The 21,968-nt window shown below is 71.3% G+C and carries 18 protein-coding genes and 2 pseudogenes; 13 read left to right on the top strand and 7 right to left on the bottom strand.

What is annotated here, in order from left to right; genetic code table 11:
• Positions 1 to 60: 60 nt before the first annotated feature.
• A complete protein-coding gene (locus tag OHA98_RS04150; protein ID WP_266922735.1) occupies positions 61 to 1,497 on the bottom strand; it encodes an NAD(P)/FAD-dependent oxidoreductase in 1,437 nt (478 codons plus the stop codon).
• Positions 1,498 to 1,752: 255 nt separating this feature from the next.
• On the opposite strand from OHA98_RS04150, the gene OHA98_RS04145 reads away from it, so the two are divergent.
• On the top strand, positions 1,753 to 2,811 hold the full coding sequence (locus tag OHA98_RS04145) for a hypothetical protein (RefSeq protein ID WP_266922734.1): 1,059 nt from the start codon (positions 1,753 to 1,755) through the stop codon (positions 2,809 to 2,811).
• 186 nt (positions 2,812 to 2,997) lie between these two features.
• Here OHA98_RS04145 and OHA98_RS04140 read toward each other — a convergent pair whose 3' ends face one another.
• A complete protein-coding gene (locus OHA98_RS04140; protein ID WP_266922733.1) occupies positions 2,998 to 4,449 on the bottom strand; it encodes a hypothetical protein in 1,452 nt (483 codons plus the stop codon).
• A 150-nt stretch (positions 4,450 to 4,599) separates the two neighbouring features.
• Between OHA98_RS04140 and OHA98_RS04135 the strand changes: the two genes are divergently transcribed.
• The 6 genes and pseudogenes from OHA98_RS04135 (at position 4,600) to OHA98_RS04110 (ending at position 9,142) form a co-directional block, all read left to right on the top strand.
• Entirely contained in the window at positions 4,600 to 4,911 is a 312-nt protein-coding gene (locus OHA98_RS04135) for a hypothetical protein (protein ID WP_266922732.1), read from the top strand.
• Positions 4,912 to 5,238: 327 nt separating this feature from the next.
• A complete protein-coding gene (locus tag OHA98_RS04130; protein WP_266922731.1) occupies positions 5,239 to 5,898 on the top strand; it encodes a DUF4232 domain-containing protein in 660 nt (219 codons plus the stop codon).
• A 19-nt stretch (positions 5,899 to 5,917) separates the two neighbouring features.
• Positions 5,918 to 6,130: pseudogene (locus OHA98_RS04125) on the top strand (hypothetical protein); the annotation flags it as partial.
• 54 nt (positions 6,131 to 6,184) lie between these two features.
• On the top strand, positions 6,185 to 7,072 hold the full coding sequence (locus OHA98_RS04120; RefSeq protein WP_266922730.1) for an alpha/beta fold hydrolase: 888 nt from the start codon (positions 6,185 to 6,187) through the stop codon (positions 7,070 to 7,072).
• A 194-nt stretch (positions 7,073 to 7,266) separates the two neighbouring features.
• The gene (locus OHA98_RS04115) at positions 7,267 to 7,839 is read left to right on the top strand and encodes a TetR/AcrR family transcriptional regulator (RefSeq protein WP_266922729.1); all 573 of its coding nucleotides are present in this window, start codon (positions 7,267 to 7,269) and stop codon (positions 7,837 to 7,839) included.
• A gap of 91 nt (positions 7,840 to 7,930) precedes the next feature.
• Positions 7,931 to 9,142, top strand: coding sequence for a GDSL-type esterase/lipase family protein (locus tag OHA98_RS04110; RefSeq protein ID WP_266922728.1), 1,212 nt, complete (start codon positions 7,931 to 7,933; stop codon positions 9,140 to 9,142).
• A 34-nt stretch (positions 9,143 to 9,176) separates the two neighbouring features.
• Here OHA98_RS04110 and OHA98_RS04105 read toward each other — a convergent pair whose 3' ends face one another.
• Together OHA98_RS04105 and OHA98_RS04100 are read right to left on the bottom strand one after the other, a co-directional pair.
• Positions 9,177 to 10,424 (bottom strand): GNAT family N-acetyltransferase, encoded by a 1,248-nt coding sequence (locus OHA98_RS04105; protein WP_266922727.1) that lies wholly within the window; start codon positions 10,422 to 10,424, stop codon positions 9,177 to 9,179.
• A gap of 182 nt (positions 10,425 to 10,606) precedes the next feature.
• Positions 10,607 to 11,440, bottom strand: a complete 834-nt coding sequence (locus tag OHA98_RS04100; protein ID WP_266922726.1) for a M23 family metallopeptidase — start codon at positions 11,438 to 11,440, stop codon at positions 10,607 to 10,609.
• 457 nt (positions 11,441 to 11,897) lie between these two features.
• Between OHA98_RS04100 and OHA98_RS04095 the strand changes: the two genes are divergently transcribed.
• Both OHA98_RS04095 and OHA98_RS04090 read left to right on the top strand, forming a co-directional pair.
• Positions 11,898 to 12,239 (top strand): phosphatidylserine decarboxylase, encoded by a 342-nt coding sequence (locus OHA98_RS04095; protein ID WP_266922725.1) that lies wholly within the window; start codon positions 11,898 to 11,900, stop codon positions 12,237 to 12,239.
• Between the two features lie 31 nt (positions 12,240 to 12,270).
• Entirely contained in the window at positions 12,271 to 13,641 is a 1,371-nt protein-coding gene (locus OHA98_RS04090; RefSeq protein ID WP_266922724.1) for a hypothetical protein, read from the top strand.
• A gap of 76 nt (positions 13,642 to 13,717) precedes the next feature.
• Here OHA98_RS04090 and OHA98_RS04085 read toward each other — a convergent pair whose 3' ends face one another.
• Both OHA98_RS04085 and OHA98_RS04080 read right to left on the bottom strand, forming a co-directional pair.
• Positions 13,718 to 15,622: a long-chain fatty acid--CoA ligase gene (locus OHA98_RS04085; protein WP_266922723.1), complete on the bottom strand. Its 1,905-nt coding sequence runs from the start codon at positions 15,620 to 15,622 to the stop codon at positions 13,718 to 13,720.
• Positions 15,623 to 15,758: 136 nt separating this feature from the next.
• Positions 15,759 to 16,086 (bottom strand): annotated as a pseudogene (locus tag OHA98_RS04080) (beta-ketoacyl synthase N-terminal-like domain-containing protein); the annotation flags it as partial.
• Between the two features lie 147 nt (positions 16,087 to 16,233).
• Between OHA98_RS04080 and OHA98_RS04075 the strand changes: the two are divergent.
• Together OHA98_RS04075 and OHA98_RS04070 are read left to right on the top strand one after the other, a co-directional pair.
• A complete protein-coding gene (locus OHA98_RS04075; protein WP_266922722.1) occupies positions 16,234 to 17,553 on the top strand; it encodes a 3-oxoacyl-ACP reductase in 1,320 nt (439 codons plus the stop codon).
• Positions 17,554 to 17,558: 5 nt separating this feature from the next.
• Positions 17,559 to 18,515: a MaoC/PaaZ C-terminal domain-containing protein gene (locus OHA98_RS04070; protein WP_266927704.1), complete on the top strand. Its 957-nt coding sequence runs from the start codon at positions 17,559 to 17,561 to the stop codon at positions 18,513 to 18,515.
• Between the two features lie 55 nt (positions 18,516 to 18,570).
• Here OHA98_RS04070 and OHA98_RS04065 read toward each other — a convergent pair whose 3' ends face one another.
• Complete coding sequence (locus OHA98_RS04065; protein ID WP_266922721.1) at positions 18,571 to 20,064, bottom strand: MFS transporter; 1,494 nt, start codon at positions 20,062 to 20,064, stop codon at positions 18,571 to 18,573.
• A 224-nt stretch (positions 20,065 to 20,288) separates the two neighbouring features.
• On the opposite strand from OHA98_RS04065, the gene OHA98_RS04060 reads away from it, so the two are divergent.
• Together OHA98_RS04060 and OHA98_RS04055 are read left to right on the top strand one after the other, a co-directional pair.
• Positions 20,289 to 20,660 (top strand): YciI family protein, encoded by a 372-nt coding sequence (locus OHA98_RS04060; protein WP_266922720.1) that lies wholly within the window; start codon positions 20,289 to 20,291, stop codon positions 20,658 to 20,660.
• A complete protein-coding gene (locus OHA98_RS04055; protein WP_266922719.1) occupies positions 20,657 to 21,895 on the top strand; it encodes an RNA polymerase sigma factor in 1,239 nt (412 codons plus the stop codon). The genes OHA98_RS04060 and OHA98_RS04055 overlap by 4 nt, the downstream gene beginning before the upstream one ends.
• Positions 21,896 to 21,968 lie beyond the last annotated feature (73 nt).

Here is a 21,968-nt window from a genome sequence, read left to right as displayed (position 1 = left end):
CGAGCGGGGCCGCCCGCGAACGAGGTCGCCCTCGACCGGGGCCGCCCCGCTCGTACGGAGCTACGCGGACCGTGCCGCCTTCGTGGCGGAGAGCCCCGCGGCCGACTCCCACTCCTCGCGCTCCGGTCCGTCGAAGCCGGGTACGAAGTCCGGGTGCCGCTCCAGCCAGCGGGCCACGTGCGCCCGTACCTCCTCGGTCCCGTAGGCCTGCTCCTCCGTCAGCACGAGATGGCGGACCTGGGCCCGCGCCCGCATGACCACGGGGTCCTCCAGCGCGCAGGCGGCGCGGGCGGCCCGCTCGCGGGCGGCGCCGGTGGGGGGCTCCGGGTCGCGGGATGCGGGGCTGCCGAGCTGGGCCTCACTGGCCAGGTCGGACGCGGCCTGGGTATCGAACCACGGGCGCAACTCCCGTACGGTCCACCGGTGATACTCCTCGGTGAACGACACCGGGTCCCGCGCCGCGTCATCGGCGTGGCGGGCGATCCACTGTCCTGCCCGCAGGCCCAGCGCCACCCCCTGGCCGAACGTGGGGTTGGTGTGCATGACCGAGTCCCCGACGCCGACGAGCCCGGCGACCACCGGCCCCGTCCCGTCCACGAGCGATGTCCAGCGGTTGTCGAGGCCGCCCATCGCGAGGACGTCCGACAGCGCCTCGTGCTCCAGTGCCAGCCACGCGGCGACGGCGGGAAACGTCCTCGCGACCCTTTCGAACGCGTCCGGGTCCTTCAGGACCGCCCGCGTCGGATCCGCCGTGGACACCGTCAGTGACACCGCGAAGGTGCCGTTGTCCGAGGGGAAGACCCCGCCGACGGCGAAGGACGAGGCCGAACCGTTCATGATCCGCCCGGGATTCCTCGGCGCGTCGGCGCGCAGCCGGTACCAGCGGCAGAAGTACGCGATGCCGATCCGCTGGTTCTCCACCACGGCGTCCCGGCAACCGCCCTCGGCGAGCCACCCGTTCACCTTCGAGCGCCGGCCGCTCGCGTCGAGCACGAGATCGGCGTCGTACGCACCGGAGGCCGACCGCACTCCCGTCACCCTCGGGATGTCACCCGGCCGCTCGACGACCAGTCCGGCCACGGGGTCCCCGCGCCGCAGCTCGATGCCCGGTTCGCGCTCCACCGCCTCGTGCAGCGCCGCTTCCAGCACGATGCGCCGGGCCAGGACCGTCACGAGGTCCCCGTCACCGGGGCGTACGGGGGGTCTCTCGGGGAACCACGCCAACTCGTCCCGCTCACCGGCTCCCCTGCGCAGCATGGCCTCGTACACATCCGGCGTCTCGGAGCGGAGCACATCGCGCACGGGGGCGAGGAGGCCGTGCGGCTGGACCGCCTGGGGAACGCCGGGACGGTGCCAGGCGAAGAAGTCCCGGTCGAGGTCGTCACCCGGCCGGTGGCCGTCCCGCTCGAACACGGTCACCGCGTGACCTCTGCGTCCCAGGAACAGTGCCGAAGCCAGGCCGCTGATGCCGCCACCGGCGATTGCAACGCGCGTCAATGGGGTCCCTTCCACGCTGTGTTGCGAAGCAACCGTATCCCACCGCCCGTCCGGCGCCCCACGGAGGCACAGGGGCGTACACACCGGTACAGGGGTGTACTTCGAAAGGATGGATATGGGGAAAGCGTCGAAAATCATGCGGTACGGTAACGGCGTCATCACGCTCCGTGCGCTCTTAGCATGGGGCGGCCCCCGGCGGTGCGACAACACCACGCGAGGGCCTACACCACCAGTGCCACTGCGAGGCAACCGGAAATGCTGCGTCATGTTATCGCGCCCTCTTCGGGCTATACGAAGGCATCGAACAACGTCGTGCGTACGCGGCGGATGAGCAGCGATGCGAAGATCCTTCTCCTGTACGTCCAGGGCCTGCCCGAGTCCGCCAGGAACCGCCCTTTGAGCGAGCTGGCCAACCGGCTGGACATGACGGGCCGTTCGTACCAGCGGGCGAAGAGGCAGCTGATCGAGAACGGCTTCGTGCACGAGTGGAGGAGCCAGGTCGAGGGCGGCCGCTGGACCACCGAGCAGCTGTTCACGAACATCCCCCTGACGAGCGCCGAGGCAGCCGCCCTGAGAGAGGGGCCCTCCACGTCCTCGCCACCGAGTGAGCAGTCTCCGACGGTCGGTCGGCCGACCCCTCGGCAGGCTGGTGGCTATCAACCGGTAGAAGACGACAGAGATATGACCACTCCCCACCCACCCTCCGAAGCGCCCGCCGCGGAACCCCCCGCCGCCCCCGGCGGGACCGGTGACATGTTCCGCGCCCACCAACTCCAGCGCGCCGAAGGGGTCCTGCTGTCCCTGCGCCACTCCCGCCGCGAGCTGCACCTCGGCGTGCGCGAGGCCCGGTCGCTGGCCGTGGAGGCCGTCAAGTGGCTGGAGCGCGGGCTGAGCACGGGCGACCTGCGGCACGCGATGCTGGCCGAGCGGCCGGAGGGCGGGGTGCGTTCGGCCGTGGGGTTCCTGCGGTACCGCCTGGCCCAGAAACTCCCCGAGGCCCCGGGCGGCCGGGAGACCGCGGGAAGTGGTGGTGCCGCCGGGTGGGGGTCCGGCCCGGCGGTCACACCCCGGCACCCCGCGGCCCCGCCCGTACGGGAGTTGATGACGTGCGCGGGGCCGGGCGAGGAGCACGTGTTCCGGCCTGCGGGCGACGAGACCGAGTGCGCGGACTGCCGACAGGCGGCGGCCTGGGAGGCCTGGCAGGCGAGCGCCTCGGCATATCCGGAGCACCCCGATACCCCGGAGTATCCGGAAGACGCCACCTGGCGGGAGCGCTTCGCCATCGCCCGCGGCCACAAGGTCAAGCGCCAGTAGGCCCGGCCCTCAGCTTCCGGCGGGCACCTCGTACGCCGGGCAGTGCCGCCGCCTCGGCGCGGTACCCGTCGTACTCGGCGGTCGTCCCCCGTGCCCGCGAGCACCTGGACCGCCCGGTCCCGACCACGAGCCCGGCGGGCACCTCCTCACCCTCGTAGCCCGTCACAGCCCTGAGCCTGCGCCTGATCAATCACCGGTCCTCGCCCATGCGCTCATGCCGACCGTGGGCAGGTCGAGCAGGGCCGAGGCGCGGAGCACGTGCCCGACGTTCTTCTCCGGGTTCCCCAGCGCGACCAGACCCGCCAGTCCGCCCGTGCTGGAGAACGCGGGGGCACCGGCAAGACCCTTCACGATCTCCCCGGACACCCGCAGCGACTCCCCCGTGCGGCCCTTGACGTCCAGGAGGCACGAGTAGCGGTCGTCCCTCAGGTAGCCGCTCACGAGGAGTTGGCTGCCGGGCGCGGGGCGCAGGTCGGCGAACAGCGGCCGCTCGGGAAAGGGAAGGGAATCGGACAGACGCAGCGCCACGACACGCATCGGGTACCTCTGAAGGGCGACCACATGCACCTCGGTCGGAACGGCCCGGACGTCCCGCTCACCGCTCCGCACGGTCAGCACGGTCCCCGGAACCGGCTGCTGCTCGGAGGGCAGCCCGAAGCCGAACGTGACCACCGTCCTGGCGTCGACGAGCAAGCCGTGCCCCAGAAGTCCGTTCCCCTCGTTCATCACCCGGACGGTCAGGGAGTCGACGTATTCCTCGTCCACCATCCAGCCGCTGGTGACCACGTTGACGTCACCGTGCACGGCCTCGAAGTAGTTGTTGCTCCGCGAGGTCTCCGACGTGACGTTGCCCGTCGTGTGCCCGCTCCAGACACTCGGGCCCAGCGCTTCCGACACGAGCGCAGGCCCCCCGGTGCGCCCCGCCGCCGTCGTCTGCGCCGCCGCCGTCTGTGCCGCCGCCGTCTGTGCCGCCGCCGTCTGTGCCGCCGTCGTCTGTGCCTCCGCTTCCGCCTCCGTGAGCTGGCGCTCCAGTTGTTCGCAGCGCTCCTCCGCCTGACGGTGCAGGGCCCGTACGCGACCCAGTTCGGCCTGCAGGCCGTGGATCTCGGCCCGGAGCCGGTCGCGCTCCTCGGACGTCTCCCCCGACGAGCCGCCGTCTCCCGGTTCCCGCGCCGACGGCGCCGGGGCCGCCTGGAGTTCGCGGTAGCGCATCTGGAGGTCGCGGATGCGGTGCTCGCGGTCCTGGAGGGTGTCTTCCAGCAGGCGCTCGCGCATGGCGGCCCGCCGGGCCTCCTGGTCGGCCTCGGCCAGTTGCCGTTGCAGCAACTGCATCTTGTGGACCGGGCTGTTCCCCGCTCTCAGCGCGGTGGTGTGCAGCTCGCGGAGCATGCCGATCGTCTGCTCGGTCGGTACGGTGCCACGCTCCTCGGCCACGTCGTTCAGGAGGTTCAGCACGAACTCCCAGGGGGGCAGCCGACGCCCGCCGAGATAGCGGGAGACGGTGGAGGAGTCGTACGCGCGCCGCGCGGCGTACCGGCGCGTCGAGATACCGATGCCGAGGAACAGGTCGCGCAACGCCTGTGCCAGGGCGGCCACTTCGGGCTCCAGACCCTCATCGACCCGCTTCAGCTCACTCATCGCGTTCCGCCCCCGTCTCTCCGCGCCTGCTGCCGGTCACTTGGCAGCACTGCTGCACCTCCCGCAGCACCCCGCGCCCAGCGGAGAGTGAACGTACGCCATGTCAGGCACCGGCATCCGCCGTCACGCACCAGGAACGGGGACTTCACCATGCCTCACCGCACCAAGGGTTTTCAGGATCTCGTCGTATTCCTCGCCGTACTCGGCACCGGCACGGCCCTCGTCCTGCGCGGCGTCGCACCGGAGTCGCTGGCGACGATCGCGGTCGCCGTCTCCGGCCTGTACGCCGCCTGGCGCGGCACCAGCGGCACCAGCGGCACACACCAACCGCCTCCGACGCCGCCCGCCCCCTCACAGCCCGTTTCGTCGCCGCCCGCCTCCTCGCACCCCGCCCCGGGGCAGAAGGACGGGCGCGAGGCCGGAGGTGAGGCCGGAGGTGGGGCAGGAGGCGGGGCCGGCTGAGAGCCGGTGTGCCGTCGGTCGCGGTCAAGGTGCGCCGGGTCACGGGTCTGTCCCAGCGGGCGGTGGTCACGGGGGAACGGGGGAGGGGTGGGGGGAACCGTTGTCCTGGCGGGCCCGGGGCGGGCTTCGGGCGGGGTGTGCCGGGTGCTGGTGTGTGCTGTGCCGGGCTGTGCGTGTAACAGCCGTGTCTTAGGGGGTGGTTGGGCGGAACGGCGGGCCGGTCCCGGTGGGTCTTGGTGATCAGAAATGCCCGCTCGTACCGGCCCGTACCGGCCTGAACGAGCGGGCGGCTGTCCAGCACCGCCGACCGATACTGGGGAAGAAACGATGCGCGTTCACAAGCTCACCTTCGCGGCCCTCGCCGTTGCCGCGAGCCTCTCGCTGACCGCCTGCCAGGGCGACGAGGACGGCACGGGACAGAGCGCCCCGTCGTCCGCTTCCAACGCGGCGTCGGCGGGCGGCGGTTCGGGCTCGGGCGGTGCGGATCAGGGCGGCGCGGCGGACTCCGCCGGGAAGAGCTCCGGCGGGAAGGATACGGCCGGGGGCGATGCCAAGACGGCCAACGGGACCGGGAAGTGCCGTACCGACGAGCTGGAGATCACGGCGTCGGACCAGAGCATCAGTGACGAGTCCGAGGGCACCGTCGTGGTGGAGTTCAAGAACAGCGGTGGCGGGGACTGCTCGATCTCCGGGTACGCGGGTGTCGACCTGAAGACCAGCGAGGGGCCGCTGTCGGCGGAGCGCGCCGGTCAGCAGACCGGCCCGGGCACCCTCAAGGACGGGGAGTCCACGTTCTTCGGCATCACCTACCCCCTCAACGACACGGGCGGCTCCGGCGTCCGCATCACGGGCCTGGTCGTGACCCCGCCGGACGAGACGAAGTCCGTCACCATCGACTGGCCCGGCGCCGCCACGCTCCCCGTCACCGACGGCTCCGGCTCCCCGGTGACGGTCGGCCCCATCGGCAGCGCCGGCCAGGGCGGCTGACCAGGACAGGGCAGGGCGGCCGACCGGTGTACAGGCCCTCGGCCACGGCGTTGTCCGGGTCGTACGACAGGCGGATTTCCTCGCAGCCGTCACCGTACGCGCCACGATGAGCGACCTTCTTCTGCTCCTGTACCGACGGCGCACGCCCACCGACACGGGCATCGAGGTCGACGGTGACGCGGGGTTGCTGGACCTGTGGGTGGAGCGGTCGGGCTTCTGGCTACGGGAGTGAGCCTCCCTCGCACACGGCAAAAATGTCAGGCAATGCCCTGTGTGCACCATCAGAATGGCGATCATGAAGAAGACGTACAGCGAAGGTCCCGCCAGGCTCGGTGAAGTGAGGCTGCCCGACGGGCGGTCGCTCGGGTGGTCCGAGTGGGGGCCACCGGACGGCACGCCCGTACTGCTGTGCCCCGGGGCGGCCACCAGCAGATGGCTCGGCATCGGCCCGGACGTCGCCGAGGCACTCGGGGTGCGCCTCGTCTCCGTGGACCGTCCGGGGCTCGGCGCCTCCACCCCCGTACCCGGCCGCACTTTCTCCGACTTCGCCGACGACCTCGGCCGGTTCGCCGAGCTGCGCGGGCTGGGGCGCCCGCCCGTGATCGGGAACTCGCAGGGCGCGCCCTTCGCCATCGCCTGCGCCGAGGCCGGTGCCGTCTCCGCGCTGGCCGTCGTGTCCGGCGCCGATGAGGTCGCGGCCCCGGAGTTCGCGAGCGTCCTGCCCCCGGATCTGCTCGGACTCGTCGAGCGGGCCGCGTCCGATCCGGCCGGTGCCGAGGAGTTCTTCTCCGGGTTCGGCGCCGACGCGATGTGGGGCATGGTGATGGGCGGGAGTCCGGAGTGCGACCTCGCCGTGTTCCGGGAGCCCGACTTCGCGGCCGCGTACCGCCGGGCCCTGGAAGAGGGCTTCGCCCGGGGTTCGGCCGGCTACGCCCGCGATACGGTCCTGGCCATGGGGCGCTGGCCGTTCGCCCTCGCGGAGATCGGTGTCCCGGTCGACATCTGGTACGGCGAGCTGGACACCAGCCACTCCCCCGACAACGGGGAGTTCCTCGCCGGCCGGATCCCCGGCGCCCATCGCCATGTCGTACCGGGGATCGGCGGCGCCCTGCTGTGGACGCACTCCGAGGAGATCCTGACCTCGCTCCTCGGCAGGGCTGCCGCCGGCCGTTAGCCACGGCGCACCCTGCGCCGCTCTGCCCTGCCTGCCGTACCTGCCCTGCCGTACCTGCCCTGCCGTACCTGCCCTGCCTGCCGCGCCATGCCCGCCGTGCCGTGCCGTGCCGTGCCGTACCCTGCTCCGGACCCAGTTGCCTATAAGCATTAGGTGGATGCATGATCGCTTAAGGCAGAGATGAAGGAGCAGGCATGTCACCACGCGCGGGGCTGACCACGGAACGTCTCGTCCTGGCGGGGGCGGAGCTGGCCGACGAGGCCGGATTCGACCAGGTGACCCTCTCGGCACTGGCCAGACAGTTCGACGTCAAGGTCGCGAGTCTCTACTCGCACCTGAAGAACTCCCAGGACCTCAGGACCAGGATCGCGCTGCTCGCGCTGGCGGAGCTTGCCGACCGGGGCGCGACCGCCCTGGCCGGGCGAGCGGGCAAGGACGCCCTGGCAGCCTTCGCGAACGTCTACCGCGACTACGCCCGGGAGTACCCGGGGCGATACGCCGCAGCACAGTTCCGGCTCGATCCGGAGACGGCGGCGGCGAGCGCCGGGGTCAGGCACTCCGAGATGATGCGGGCGATCCTGCGCGGCTACGACCTGACGGAGGCGGACCGGACGCACGCCGTGCGGCTGCTGGGCAGCGTCTTCCACGGTTACGTCAGCCTGGAGCTGGCCGGGGGCTTCAGCCACAGCGCTCCCGACTCCCAGGAGTCCTGGGAGTGGATCGTGGACCGCCTCGACGCGCTGCTGCGGAACCGGCCCGCGACGTGATCACCGCCGCCGCGCGACCGCGAGATGAGTGCGCTCCGCGACCGCACGCCACGCACACGAACGATTCGGACACCTTGATCAAGGCTGAGATATGAGCACCGGGCACAACTGGACCACCACTCCCCTCACCGCTGACCTCGTGCGCGGCGCTCTCGACCTGGAGCGCACCGCGCACGGTCTGCTGCCGCACCGGCTGCCCGCCCGCGCCCGTGCGCAGTACGCCGATGGGCAGCTCGCCATGGTCGAGTCCCAGCCCTCCGGCGTACGCCTGGTCTTCCGTACCCGGGCCACCGTCGTCGAGCTGGACGCACTGCCCACCAAGCGGGTCTACGTGGGGGCGCCGCCCCGTCCGGACGGTGTGTACGACCTGCTCATCGACGGCCGCCTCACCGACCGGGCCAGTGTGACCGGCGGCAACACCCTCACCATCGACATGATGGCCAGGACCGCCGAGCGGCAGCCCGGTCCGGTCGGCACGCTCCGCTTCGACGGGCTGCCGGCCGTGGACAAAGACGTCGAGATCTGGCTGCCCCACAACGAGACCACCGAACTCGTCGCCCTGCGCACCGACTCCCCCGTCGAGCCCGCGCCCCCATCGGACCGCAGGGTGTGGCTGCACCACGGCAGTTCTATCAGCCATGGTTCCGACGCCGCCGGCCCCACCACCACATGGCCTGCGCTCGGCGCCTCGCTCGGCGGTGTGGATCTGATCAACCTGGGGCTGGGCGGCAGCGCCCTGCTCGACCCGTTCACCGCCCGCGCGATGCGCGACACCCCTGCCGACCTGATCAGCGTCAAGCTCGGGATCAACCTGGTGAACACCGACGTGATGCGCCTGCGCGCGTTCGTCCCCGCCGTGCACGGGTTCCTCGACACGATCCGCGACGGCCACCCGACCGCACCGCTGCTCGTCGTCTCGCCCGTCCTGTGCCCGATCCACGAGGACACCCCGGGCCCCAGCATGCCGGACCTCTCCGCCCTGAGCACCGGGAGGATGAGTTTCCGCGCCACGGGCGACCCCGCGGAGACGGCCACCGGGAAGCTCACCCTGAACGTCATCAGGGACGAGCTGGCCAGGATCGTGGAGCAGCGGGCGGCGGAGGACCCGAACCTGTACTACCTCGACGGCCGCGAGCTCTACGGTGCCGCCGACTACGCCGAACTGCCCCTGCCCGACGAACTCCACCCGGACGCCACCGCCCACCGCCGTATCGGCGAGCGCTTCGCCCGGCTGGCCTTCGGCACCGAGGGCCCTTTCGCCGGCGGAGGCGCGGAGCCGCAGGGCCGCCGGGAAGGGCACTGAAGGCAGGCCCGCAGTCCCTGGTGGACCAGCCTTTTCAGTACGGCAGGTAGTAGGTGAGCATGTCGGCGGTGAGCGGCGGGAAGAGCGTCCGGAACAGCTCCTCGTCACTCGCGTAGACGTCGGGCCGGAGCCGGGTCAGCCCTTCCATTCCGTGCGGACCGAACAGCAGCGCGGGCAGTTGGTCGGGGGCCACTCCGGCGCCTCCCACCGATCCGGGACCCTGCAGGGCGCCGCCGCTCACCACCTCGCCGAGGCCGTCCGCGCGGACCGGGATGCGGTAGTGGGCGCCGAAGGTGGAGATGACGATGTCGCGGCCGGTGAGGTCCGTCCCGGCCGCGGCGAGGCGTTGCCGGAACAGCGGCCGCAGCCGGTCGAGCAGCACCGCGGTGTCCGGGATGCGCACGTAGTACTGCTCCGCCCGATCGCGCGGTCCGTGGTCGAGGAAGTCCCGCCAGGCGGCGGCGGTCACGGTGCCGGCCCGGTCGACGACGCGCAGCGGGCTGTCCGGCACCAGAGCCGCGACCCCGCGCAGCAGGTCCCGTGCGGCGGCGTCGTCGAGGGCCGCCGCCTCGGCGAGGAGTACCTGTTCGCCGGGGGGTGTGGTGCGTCCGGTGGCGACGACCTCGCCGGAGCGCTCCAGGACCCGCACGTCGCTCGCCTCGTGGTCCAGCAGCCACCGCCAGCGGGCGGCCGGGTGCGGCATGGTCACGTCGAAGCTGTTCTGGGCCATGTCCTGGAGAGCGGCCATGGCAGGGATGTCGGAGGGCCGGGCGACGCGGAGTACGGGGGTTCCGTCGCCTGGCGGCGGGGTGCGCACGCTCAGCGCCCGGGGGATGTCGACGGCGTACTCGTAGCCGAACCGCCGGTAGAAATACGGGATCCCGATCATCGCCTGGACGACATGGCCCCGGGCGGCGGAACGGGCGTGGGCCCACCGCATCAGCGCCCGTACGAGGCCTCGTCCCTCGTACGCGGAGTCGGTGGCGACCAGTTCGACCTGCCCGGCGGGCAGCCGGACACCGCCGATACGTACCTCCTCGTCGAGGAGCGTCGCCGTGGAGACGACCCGGTCACCATCGACGACGACGGCGCAGGCGGACCAGCCGGCGTCGGGGTCCATGACGACCAGCCGGTGATCGAGGGCGTCCTCCGGGTCGCCACGCCGGGCGAGGAGCGCGCCGATCTGCTCCAGGTCCGCGGGCCGCGCCTGACGCAGGACGAGGCCGTCGGCGAGGGACACGGGCGCGGGCTCGGGCGCGGGTGAGGCTGTGGTCGCGGTCACGGCCGGAACATCGCACGGTTCGGGCCGTCCCGTCCACCGGGTTTCGCCGGGCTCGCACGGCGCCGCCGCCGCTGCCGCCGCCGCCGCTGCCGCCGCCGCTGCCGAGTGCGGGCCGAACACCCGGCACGGTCTGCCCCCCCCTTCCCGGCAGAGGGGGGCAGACCGGCAGGCAGCCCGTGAAGTCAGCAGTCCGGGATCACGGCGCCATTGTTGTCACGGGCCTCGTCGTTGCCCCAGCGGGAGAGGTAGTAGGCGGACACGTACGCGTTGCGGCCGCTCTTCCCCGCGTACACCGTGTCCAGGTCCGTCCGCAGCCACCAGTGGTTGAAGCTGCTGCCCGAACCGACCTGGGCGCCCCAGACCTTGCAGTAGACGTAGTTCGTACCCGCGTTCAGCACGCCCTGCGCGTCGCCCGTGTCGGCGGCGGCGTACCCCGTGGCGTTGGCGAAGGTGTCGACCCAGTACTTCCCATCACCGCTGCCACCACAACCGTTGTCGCTGATCAGGTACTTGCTGTAGTACGAGCCGGGGTACGGGGCGAGCGACTGGCCGTTGATGGCGATGTTCTGGCCGACGCCGTTGTAGAGCTGCTCGTAGTGGATGTGGGCACCCGAGCTGTTGCCCGTGGAGCCGGTCACCCCGATCTGCTGCCCCTGGGCGACCTGGGCACCATTGGCCACGGAGTACGAGGCGAGGTGGAAGTAGTACGTCTGCCAGCCGCCCCCGTGATCGATGGCGATGTAGTTGCCCGCGCCGCTCGGCTGGGAGTAGCGGTACGCCGTACCGCCCGAGGAGGCCAGAACGGGCGACCCGGCCGTGGAGCCGCCATCCGTACGCACGAAGTCGAGGGCCTGTCTGACCTCGGCGGAGTGGTGGCTGTAGGTCCATTGCTGGCCGCAGGGGTACGGGGCCTTGAAGTTGGGCGCGGCGGCTGCGGGGGTGGCGGTGGCCGTGACGGCGAGCAGGCCCGCGAGGAGCGACAGCAGGCCGAGCAGGCTGATGCGGATCGAGCGCATGGGTGAGGAATCCTCCGGTCGACAACCGAGCAGTGGGGTGCGTCGTGCGAAGTGCCGTGGAATCTACGCGAGTTGAACGCCACCAGAGTGCCGCAACTCCCACGCTTCCAACAGCCCCGGCAGCGGGCCGGCCATCCGTCCGATCTCCACCCGCGCCCTGCGGTACCACTGCGCGTGGGAGGCAGGACCGGCAGCCCGGCCGAGCCGCTCCGCCCCGGGGCCACCCGCACGCACGCGAGTGTCCTCCAAGCGTTGTTCCCCCAAGCATCTGCCGGTACGCCGGACCGTCGGTCAGTACGCCCCCCGCGCTCCCGGTTCTGCCACAACTGCACCCCCTCCGACGGCATTTCGAATATCACGCTCCACCTAGGCTTGGGTCCGCTCGGCAATCAAATGGGGATACTCGCGCACGCCGCGCACTCCTCCCATGCGCCGAAAGCGAACTCCACGGGGATACGTGATCATCAAGACGCAGTACCCGGAGAGCACGGAAAGCGACCCGGTCGAGGGCTATGTCGGAATGGTGACCGTCGGCCTCAACTCGATCGCCTCCGTGAACTACCTGGACAAATTCAGGAATGTCAACGGTCCGGTCCCGGTGACGAAGGGCGAGAAAATCGGGAACTTCAAGTACGGCGGGTCGCTGAACATCCTGCTGTTCGAGAAGAACCGGTTCCCCGCGTTGCAGATGCTCCAGGGGCAGCGCATCGGAGTCCTGGAACAAGTGGAGCGTACGAACGGGCTGTTCACCGGCTCCTACCACACACAGTCCGGCCGGCGCCGTCCGCTGAACGCCTGATCCCGCTGCTGCTCATGAACGGATACTGAAGATGTCTCCAGACCTCGTCGATTCGATTCCGTCGAACATCCTCAACACCCAGCGCATCGATCTCTTCACCGGCGGCACCAAGAAGGTCCGCTCCTACGCCGGGCACGTTCACGTCGATGGCATGAAGCAGGAGAAGCAGAAGAACCACCTCTTCTACTGGTTCTTCGAGAGCCAGTCCTGCAACCCCCATATCCCGGTCGAGGAGCAGCAGGACCTGATCGCACGGACGCCCCTGGTGATCTGGCTCAACGGCGGTCCCGGCGCCTCCTCGTTGCTGGGGCTGTTCCTGGAGAACGGGCCGCTGTCCATCGGTGACGACGCCGCCGGGACGGTGTCGGTAACCTCCACCGCCTGGAACCAGGAGGCGCACGTCGTCTACTGGGACCAGCCCATCGGCACCGGATACAGCTACTCCGACGAGCCGGAGGAGTACGTCCCGGACGAAGGCACCCTCAGCCACATGTTCTGGCAGGGACTGCAGGAGTTCTTCCGCTTGCACCCGGAGTACGCGAAGTGCCCGCTGTACGTCTGCGGTGAGAGCTACGCCGGCAAGTACGTCCCGGCGATCGCCCTGGAGATCGACAAGCAGAACGCCGTCGAACCCGGGGGGCTGAATCTCAACCTCATGGGAATCTCCGTGGGCAACGGCTGGATCAAGCCCGAACTGTCCCTCCGGGTCCTGATCGACTATGCCTACACCACCGGGTTCCTCGGTATGGACCAGAAGGAATCGCTGGAGAACTCCTACGCAGAGTTCCAGAAGGTCCTCCACGAGGGAAAGGACATGAAGGAGGCCAACCGGCTCGGCAACGCCTTGGTGGACAGGACCGTGGCGTACGGAGGGAACTTCGACGTCTACGACGTGCGGCGCTGGGACGATCTGCCCATGGGGGCGCTGAGCACCTACCTCAACAGCGCGGAGATGAAGGCGTCCCTGAACGTACCCGCCCACGTCACCTGGGAGAACGCGGATGACAAGGGGCCGGTGACCGAGGCGCTCGTGGACGACAACATGGCGGACGCCTCGGGGCTGTACGCCCAGCTTGTCGAGAAGAACTACAAGACCCTGCTCTACACCGGGAACTTCGACACCGCCTGTGGGTACCGCAGCACCGAGGAGATCCTGGACGACCTGATGAAACAGCGCGGCGAGCAGGCGGAGTGGCGCGGCGCCCCTCGGCTGATCTGGACCCAGGCGCAGGGGGACCCCAAGGGATTCGTCCGCAGGGTCGGAAACCTGACGCAGGTCGCCGTACCCGACTCCGGGCATCAGGTGCCTGCCTTCCAGCCGGAGATCTGCCGGGAGATGCTCTACAACTGGCTCTTCGACCGCCCCTTCCGCGGTTACGACCCGGAGCAGACGGCCAAGTAGCCCTCTCCATGGACAGGTTCTCGGCAGGCGTGACCGCGGCTGCCGAGAGTGCCGGCCCCGCACGCGCGGCGAACCGCTATTTCCGGTACAGCTCCTCGATCTCTGCCGCGAAGTCCCGTGCGACCGCGTCCCGTTTCAGCTTCAGGGACGGGGTCAGATGGCCGCCGGCCTCCGTGAAGTCGCCGGGCAGGACCGTGAACTTACGGATCGACTCGGCGCGCGAGACCAGGCGGTTGGCTTCGTCGACCGCGCGTTGCAGGGTGGCCCGAAGCTCCTCGTCGTTCACCAGGTCCCGCATCGGCATGTCCTGCTTCTTGCGCATCTGGCGCCAGTGCTGGAGGCCGTCCGGCTCCAGGGTGATCAGGGCCGTGATGAAGGAGCGGTTGTCGCCGACCACCATGCACTGGCTGACCAGTGGATGGGCGCGCAGCCAGTCCTCCAGGGGGGCCGGGGTGACGTTCTTGCCGCCGGACGTGATGATGATGTCCTTCTTGCGGCCGGTGATCGTCAGGTAGCCGTCCTCGTCGAGCGCGCCCAGGTCGCCCGTGGCGAACCAGTCGTCGTCGAGCACGGGGACCGGCCCGCCGCGCTCGGCGTTCCAGTAGCCCTGGAACACCTGGCCGCCGCGCAGCAGGATCTCGCCGTCGTCCGCGATCCGTACCGAGGTCCCCGGAAGCGGCCAGCCGACCGTGCCGAGGCGGGGTTTGAGGGGCGGGGTCACCGTGTGGGCGGCGGTGGTCTCGGTGAGACCGTAGCCCTCGAAGATCTCGATGCCCGCGCCCGCGTAGAACGCCGCGAGCCGGTGCCCCAGCGGGGAGCCGCCGCAGATCACGTACCGGACATGGCCGCCGAGCGCCGCGCGGATACGGCGGTAGACCAGCGGGTCGTAGAGCCCTCGGGCCGCCCGCAGGCCGAGGCCGGGCCCCGGGCCCCCGCCGTGTTGGGCGGCCTCGACCGCCTCCCCGTAACGCCGGGCGATCCGGGCCGCCCGGTCGAAGGACGAGGCCCGGCCCATCTTCTCGGCGGTGGCCCGGCCCGTGTTGTAGACCTTCTCCAGGACGTACGGGATGGCCAGCAGGAACGACGGCTTGAAGCCCGCGAGGTCGGCGAGCAGGTCCTCCGTCCCGATGGACGGGGCATGCCCGAGCCGGACCCGGGCGCGCATGCAGCCGATCGCCACCATCCGGCCGAAGACATGGGAGAGCGGGAGGAACAGCAGGGTGGACGCCGGGTATGTGGACACCGAGGTGAACACCGGGTGCAGCAGCGCGATCGCGTTGTCGACCTCGGCGAAGAAGTTGCCGTGGGTCAGGACACAGCCCTTCGGGCGGCCCGTGGTGCCCGAGGTGTAGATGAGGGTGGCGGGGCTGTCCGGTTCCCGCGTGGCCCGGCGCGCGGCGACCGCCTCGTCGGGGATGTCCCTGCCGAGCGTCCTGAGCCGGCCGACCACCCCGGTGTCGAGCTGCCACAGATGGGCCAGACCGCCCAGCTGCTTGCGCTCCTGGCTGATCAGCCGGGCCTGCTCCTTCGACTCCACGGCGCACGCGACCGCGCCCGAGTCCTGGAGGATCCAGCGGGCCTGGAAGGCCGACGAGGTCGGGTAGATGGGTACGGTGACCAGCCCGGCGGCCCAGGACGCGAAGTCGAGCAGCGTCCATTCGTAGGTCGTACGGGCCATGATCGCGATCCGGTCCCCGGCCCGGAGCCCCTCCGCCATCAGGCCCTTGGCGACCGCCCGCACCTCTTCGGCGAACTCGGCGGCCGTCACGTCCTGCCAGCTTCCGTCCGTCCGCTTCCGGCTGAGAACGGCGTCGGCGGGTGCCTCGCGGGCGTTGTCGAAGGGGATCTCGGCGAGCGAACCGCGCAGCACGCGCGGCGCGAAGGCCGGTACCGAGACCTCTCGTACCGTCCCGTCGGCCGCCCTGGTCTTCGTGGGCTCGACCAGGACCGGGGCAGTGGGTGTGGCGGGTGGCGTGGACACGTGCGGCTCCTCAACTGGGGTCGGGCGGGTCGGTCGCCGGGTCGTCCGTCCGGCATCTTCAGGAAGGGAAGCGGAGGGGAGGGGGAAGGCGGAAGGGGGAAGGGGCCGGTGACCGAAGGCAGGGAGTGTGGCGCCGGACGAGGTGCCGGGGGCGTACGCCGGCGAGTGCCTTGATCCGTCCTCCCGTACTCCTGGCGCGGCGGGCCGCGAGCAGGAGCCGGCGCAGCTGGTCGTTGACCCCGAGGGGCGTCGCTGGTGGTGTCCGCGCCGCCCGCGATCGCGGAGTCGACGGCGCCGAGCGCGATCTTGTTGGCGGCGGAGATCACTGCCTGGAGCCCGGTTCCGCAGGCCTGTTGGATGTCGTACGCGGGCGTGCGCGGGTCCAGGGCCGAGCCGAGTACGGTCTCGCGGGCCAGGTTGAAGTCCCGGCTGTGCTTGAGGACGGCGCCCGCGACGAACTCGCCGGCCCGCTGCCGAGAGCGAGAGGGATACGTGCGGTCATCGCGACCGCCTCGTGCCGGTCGATCCCGGACGGTTCATCTCGACCTACTCCTGACTCTTGAGTAACCTTACTCAAGAGTAAATCTACGACCGAGCAGGGAGTCCGGACAATGGCCGACCGCTATCTGCACTTCACCGGCACAGCACCCGGCCGTTTCCTGACCCGCGGGCTCGGCCTGCCGCAGCCCGCCCCACTGCGCCGCTGGACCCTGGAGACACCGGACCTCGACGGCCCTCTCCTGCACCTCACGGCCGGAGAGTCCACGATCACGGACGAGCTCCGGGCGCTGCTCGGCGCCACCGGGCCGAAGACCGTCGACCGCGCCGAACGGCCCGCCGCCATCGTCCTGGACGCGACGGGTGTGGCCTCCGCCGCCGGGCTCAGCGATGTCCACGCCGCCCTGCACCCCGTCGTACGCTCCCTCGCACCCTGCGGCCGCATCGTCCTTCTCGGTACGGCTCCGTCCCCCGACGACCACCACCGGGCGGCTGCCCAGCAGGCGCTGGAGGGATTCGTACGCTCCCTGGGCAAGGAGATCGGCCGGGGCTCCACCGTTCAGCTCGTGCGCATCGCCCCGCAGGCGGTGGCCTCCGCCGAGTCCACGCTCCGCTTCCTGCTCTCCCCCAAGTCGGCGTACATCAGCGGCCAGGTCATCGAGCTGACCGCGGCCGCCCCCGATCCGGTGGCCGACTGGGCCGCGCCGCTGTCCGGCCGCACCGCCCTGGTCACCGGCGCCGCCCGGGGCATCGGCGCCTCGGTCGCGTCCGTACTGGCCCGCGACGGCGCCCGGGTCGTCTGCCTGGACGTCCCCCGGGCCCATGACGAACTGGTCCGCACCTCCGACCGGCTCGGTGCCACCGCCCTCCCGCTGGACATCACCGCGCCCGACGCCGCCGAACGCATCGCCGCCGCGGCCCCCGGCGGGCTCGACATCCTCGTCCACAACGCGGGCATCACCCGCGACCGCCGCCTCGCCAACATGCCGGCCGACCGCTGGGCATCGGTCATCGAGGTCAACCTGGACAGCGTGCTGCGCACGACGGACGCGCTCCTGGAGGCGGGCACGGTCAACCGCGGCGGCCGGATCGTCGCCACCGCCTCGATCGCGGGCATCGCGGGCAACAACGGCCAGACCAACTACGCGGCCGCCAAGGCGGGCATCATCGGCCTGGTCCGCTCGATGGCGCCGCGCGCCGCCGCCGAGCACGGCATCACGGTCAACGCCGTCGCTCCCGGGTTCATCGAGACGAAGATGACCGCCGCCGTGCCGCTCCTCATCCGCGAGGCGGGCCGCCGGATGAACTCCCTCGCGCAGGGCGGCCTTCCGGCCGACGTCGCCGAAGCGACGGCCTGGTACGCCCAGCCCGCGTCCAGCGCCGTCAACGGCCAGATCCTGCGCGTCTGCGGCCAGAGCCTGCTGGGGGCGTGACACCGATGCCGAGCCTGAGCGCCTCCCTGGTACGCGGGGCCGTCACCTCCCCGTTCAAGCGGGCCGGGCGGAACGGCGCCACGCTGCCCGCCGCCCGGCTCACCCTCCCGGCCGCCCCCGTCGCGCCCGGCCCCCTCGCCACGTACCTCGGGATCTGCGGCTTCACCGAGCCCGGCAGCACCGCCGGGAGCGGCCGGGCAGCCACCGGCCACCCGCTGCCGCTCACGTACCCGCATGTCCTGGCCTTTCCGCTCGCCATGCGGCTGATGACCGGCCGGGCGTTCCCGCTGCCCGTCGTCGGGCTCGTCCACACCTGGATCGAGATCACCCGCCACCGGACGGCACGCGCCGACGAACCACTTGAACTCACGGCGTACGCCGCGGAGTTGACGCCGCACCGCAGGGGCACCGAGGTCACGATGGTGACGGAGGCGCGGGTCGCCGGTGCGCTGGTGTGGGAGTCGCGCAGCGGCTATCTGTCACGGCACGCGACTCCGCCCGGAGCGGGGAGGGATGCGGATACGGGGACGGGTGCGGAAGCCGGCGCCAGGGCCGGAGCCGAAGCCGAAGCCGATGCCGGCGGCCGGAGTCCAGCCGTCCGTCCCTCTCCACCGGCCACCGGCAGCCTGCCCCCGGTCGCCGAGTGGCGGCTGCCCGGGGATCTCGGACGCCGGTACGGCGCCGCCTCCGGCGACCGCAACCCGATCCATCTGTACCCGCTCACGGCCCGGCTGTTCGGCTTCCCCCGGGCCATCGCGCACGGCATGTGGACGGTGGCCCGGTGTCTCGCCGAGGCCGGCGAGCCGGAGCTGATCCGGCACGTACGGGCCGACTTCAGGGCCCCCGTCCTGCTGCCCGCCACCGTGACGTACGCCGCCGACGCGTCGGGCGGCGCCTTCGAGCTGCGGGGCGGCAGCGGCGGACGCCTCCACCTCACGGGGACGCTCACCAGGGATACGTAGCCGAAGGACCGCCGAGGGGCCGCCGAAGGACCGCCGAGGGATCGCCGAACGAGTTCTACGAGCGCGTCTCCTCGTACTCGGGCTGTACGGCCTGGGCGGGCCGTGCGGCCGGGCGCATGGTCAGGACCAGCACGGCGAGCCCGGCGAAGACGGCCGCGGAGACGACGCCGGTGACGTGCAGCGAGGCGGTGAACGCCTCCCGTGCGTCGTGCAGCAGTTCCGCGCCCCGGTCCGCGGGGAGGTCCCGGCCCGCGGCGACCGCGTCGGCCAGTGAGTCGGACGTGCCGTCCATCCGGCCGCGGTAGACCACCGCGGCCACCACACCGAGCAGCCCGAGCCCCAGTGAGCCACCGAGGTAGTTGCTGGTCTCCGACATCGACGCCGCCGAACCCGCGCGCTCCGGCGGTACGGACCCGACGACCAGCCCGGTGCCCAGCGCGAACAGCGGGCCGGTGCCCAGTGCCAGTACGGCGATACCGGTCATCACCAGCGGCAGGGAGTGCGGCCCTCCGACGCCGGCCAGCAGCAGACTGCCCAGCGCCGACCCCGCCAGCCCGCCGGCGATCGCGGTCGTCGTCCTCATCCACCGGCCCAGCAGCGGAGCGGCCATGGTGCCGGCCGCCACACCCAGGCCCATCGGTGCGAACAGCAGCGCCGACTCGACCGGCGAGAAGCCCAGCACGCTCTGGAGGTACTGGGTCACCACGAGACCCGTACCGGCCATGGCCATACCGGCGAAGGCCAGCGCCACGAGTACGGCCGTGAACGGGCGGTTACGAAGGAGTCGCAGGTCCAACAATGGTGTATCCAGCCGCAGTTGCCTGCGCACGAACAGGAATCCGACGGCCGCACCGGTCACGAGGGCCACGGCGGGCACAGCGGTCACGCCCTCCACGGCCAGTTGCTTGACGCCGTGGACCATCAGCAGCACCGCCACGAGCGACAGCCCCACGCTCGCCAGGTCCACGCGGCCGGCCTTGTCGCTGCGGAACTCCGGCAGCAGGACCGGGCCGGCGAGCAGCAGCAGCGCCATCGCCGGAACGGCGACCAGGAACACCGACCCCCACCAGAAGTACTGGAGCAGGAATCCGGCGAGTACGGGCCCGAGCGCGCCCCCGGTGAACTGGCAGGTCGCCCAGATCGCGATGGCCCGCCCGCGCTCCCGCTCGTCGCGGAACATATTGGTGATCAGGGCGAGGGTGGACGGCACCAGGGTCGCCCCGGCGACGCCCAGCAGCGCACGCGCGATGATCAGCGTCAGGGGGTCGGTCGCGAGGGCGGCCACGACCGACAGCACCCCGAACGCCGCACCGCCGATCATCAGCAGGCGCCGGCGGCCGATCCGGTCGCCGAGCGTGCCCATCGTGATGACCAGACCGGCCACCATGAGGCCGTAGCTGTCGCTGATCCACAGCTGCTGGACGCTGTCGGCCCCCAGGTCGGCGCTCAGCCGCGGCAGCGCGAGAAGCAACGCCGTCACGTCCATCGCGACAAGAAAATTCGGCAGCATGAGGACCATCAGCCCCAGCCACGCCCGGTTGACCCGCATCTTCGAAACTCCCTGTTCTGTCGGCTCGCTCGACATGTCACCGGTTGGTCGGAGCGGCGCGACGCTTCTTGACATCGCCGGGATCGCCGGGATCGCCGGGATCGCCGAGTCGCCGAGTCGCAGCGGAAGAAGAAACCCGTGCGAATCTCGGCGGGGGATGTCAAGACGACGGCAGCGGCTCCGACCAACGGTCGAAGGGCCCCCACAAGTACGAGGAGTACGCGATGAAGTTCCTGCTCAGCATGCACATCAATCCGGCCGTGCTGGACGCGCTGACCGACGAGGAGAAGGCGGCGATCGGCGAAGGCCACGGCACGTTCATCGAGGCGCTGAAGAGGTCCGGCGAGCTGATCACCACACAGGCGCTGGTCGACCCGTCGCAGGCCGCCGTGGTGTCCGTGCGCAACGGCCAGCCGGTGGTGACCGACGGGCCGTTCCTGGAGTCCAAGGAGTACCTCGGCGGCTTCTACCTGATCGACTGCGAGAACAAGGAGCGGGCGATCGAGCTGGCGGCGCAGATCCCGGACGCCGCGATCGAGGGGCTCGGTATCGAGGTGCGCCAGGTGATGTTCGCCGACGGACAATTGGAGGCATGAGAGCACCCGTCATCGAGGACCTGCTGCGTGAACTCACGCCGCAGGTCCTCGGCACGTTGGTACGCCGGCACGGCCAGTTCGAGGGATGCGAGGACGCCGTGCAGGAGGCCGTCCTCGCCGCCACGGTGCAGTGGCCGGCCGAGGGGGTGCCGGACAACCCGCGCGGCTGGCTGGTGACGGTCGCGTCCCGGCGGCTCATCGACCAGATGCGCAGCGACCACGCGCGCCGCGAACGGGAGACGGCGACGGCCGCCGAGGTGGTGCCCGAGGAGGTGCCGGACACCGACGACACACTCGTCCTGCTGTTCCTGTGCTGCCATCCGACGCTGACCCCGGCCTCCCAGACCGCCCTGACGCTGCGGGCGGTCGGCGGCCTGACCACCGCCGAGATCGCCCATGCGTTCCTGGTGCCGGAGGCCACGATGGCGGCCAGGATCAGCCGGGCCAAGCAGCGTGTCAAGGCCGCCGGAAGTTCCTTCCGCCTGCCGGACGGCGAGGAGCGCGAGGAGCGGCTGCGGGTCGTCCTGCATGTGCTCTACCTGATCTTCAACGAGGGCTACACCGCCTCCTCCGGCAGTGAGCTGCACCGCGCCGACCTCGCACGCGAGGCGATCCGGCTGACCCGGACGGTGCGGGCACAGCTGCCCGAGGACGGTGAGGTGACCGGACTGCTCGCGCTGATGCTGCTGACGCACGCCCGCCGCGAGGCCCGTACGACGGAGGCCGGCGACCTGGTGCCGCTGGACGAACAGGACCGTACGCGGTGGGACCGCGCGCTGATCGACGAGGGCACAGCGCTGGTCAAGGCGTCGCTGGCCGTCCCGGCGCTGGGGCCCTACCAGTTGCAGGCCGCCATCGCCGCCACGCACGCCGACGCGGCCACGGCGAAGGAGACCGACTGGCCGCAGGTGCACGCCCTCTATCTGATCCTGGAACGGATCGCGCCCAATCCGGTGGTCACCCTCAACCGGGCCATCGCGCTCGCCGAGACCGAGGGCCCGGCGGCCGGGCTGGCCCTGCTGTCCACGCTGGACGGCGACACGCGGCTGGCCGGGCATCACCGGCTGCTGTCCGTACGGGCGCACCTGCTGGAGAAGACCGGCGACACGGCCGGGGCGTACGAGCACTACCGGCGTGCCGCGAAGGCCACCGCCAGCCTCGCCGAGCGGCGCTACCTGGAGTCCCGGGCCGGCCGGGTGAGGACCCGTGTTCCGCCCCGGAGGCCGAAGGCGTAGGACGCCACCAGCGGCCGACGGGCTGCGAACGGCGCACGGCGCCGCGACCGCCGACCGCCGACCGCCGACAGGC

The sequence above is a fragment of the Streptomyces sp. NBC_00654 genome (assembly GCF_026341775.1).
Lineage (GTDB): Bacteria > Actinomycetota > Actinomycetes > Streptomycetales > Streptomycetaceae > Streptomyces.
This window is presented reverse-complemented; position numbering and strand designations above follow the sequence as displayed.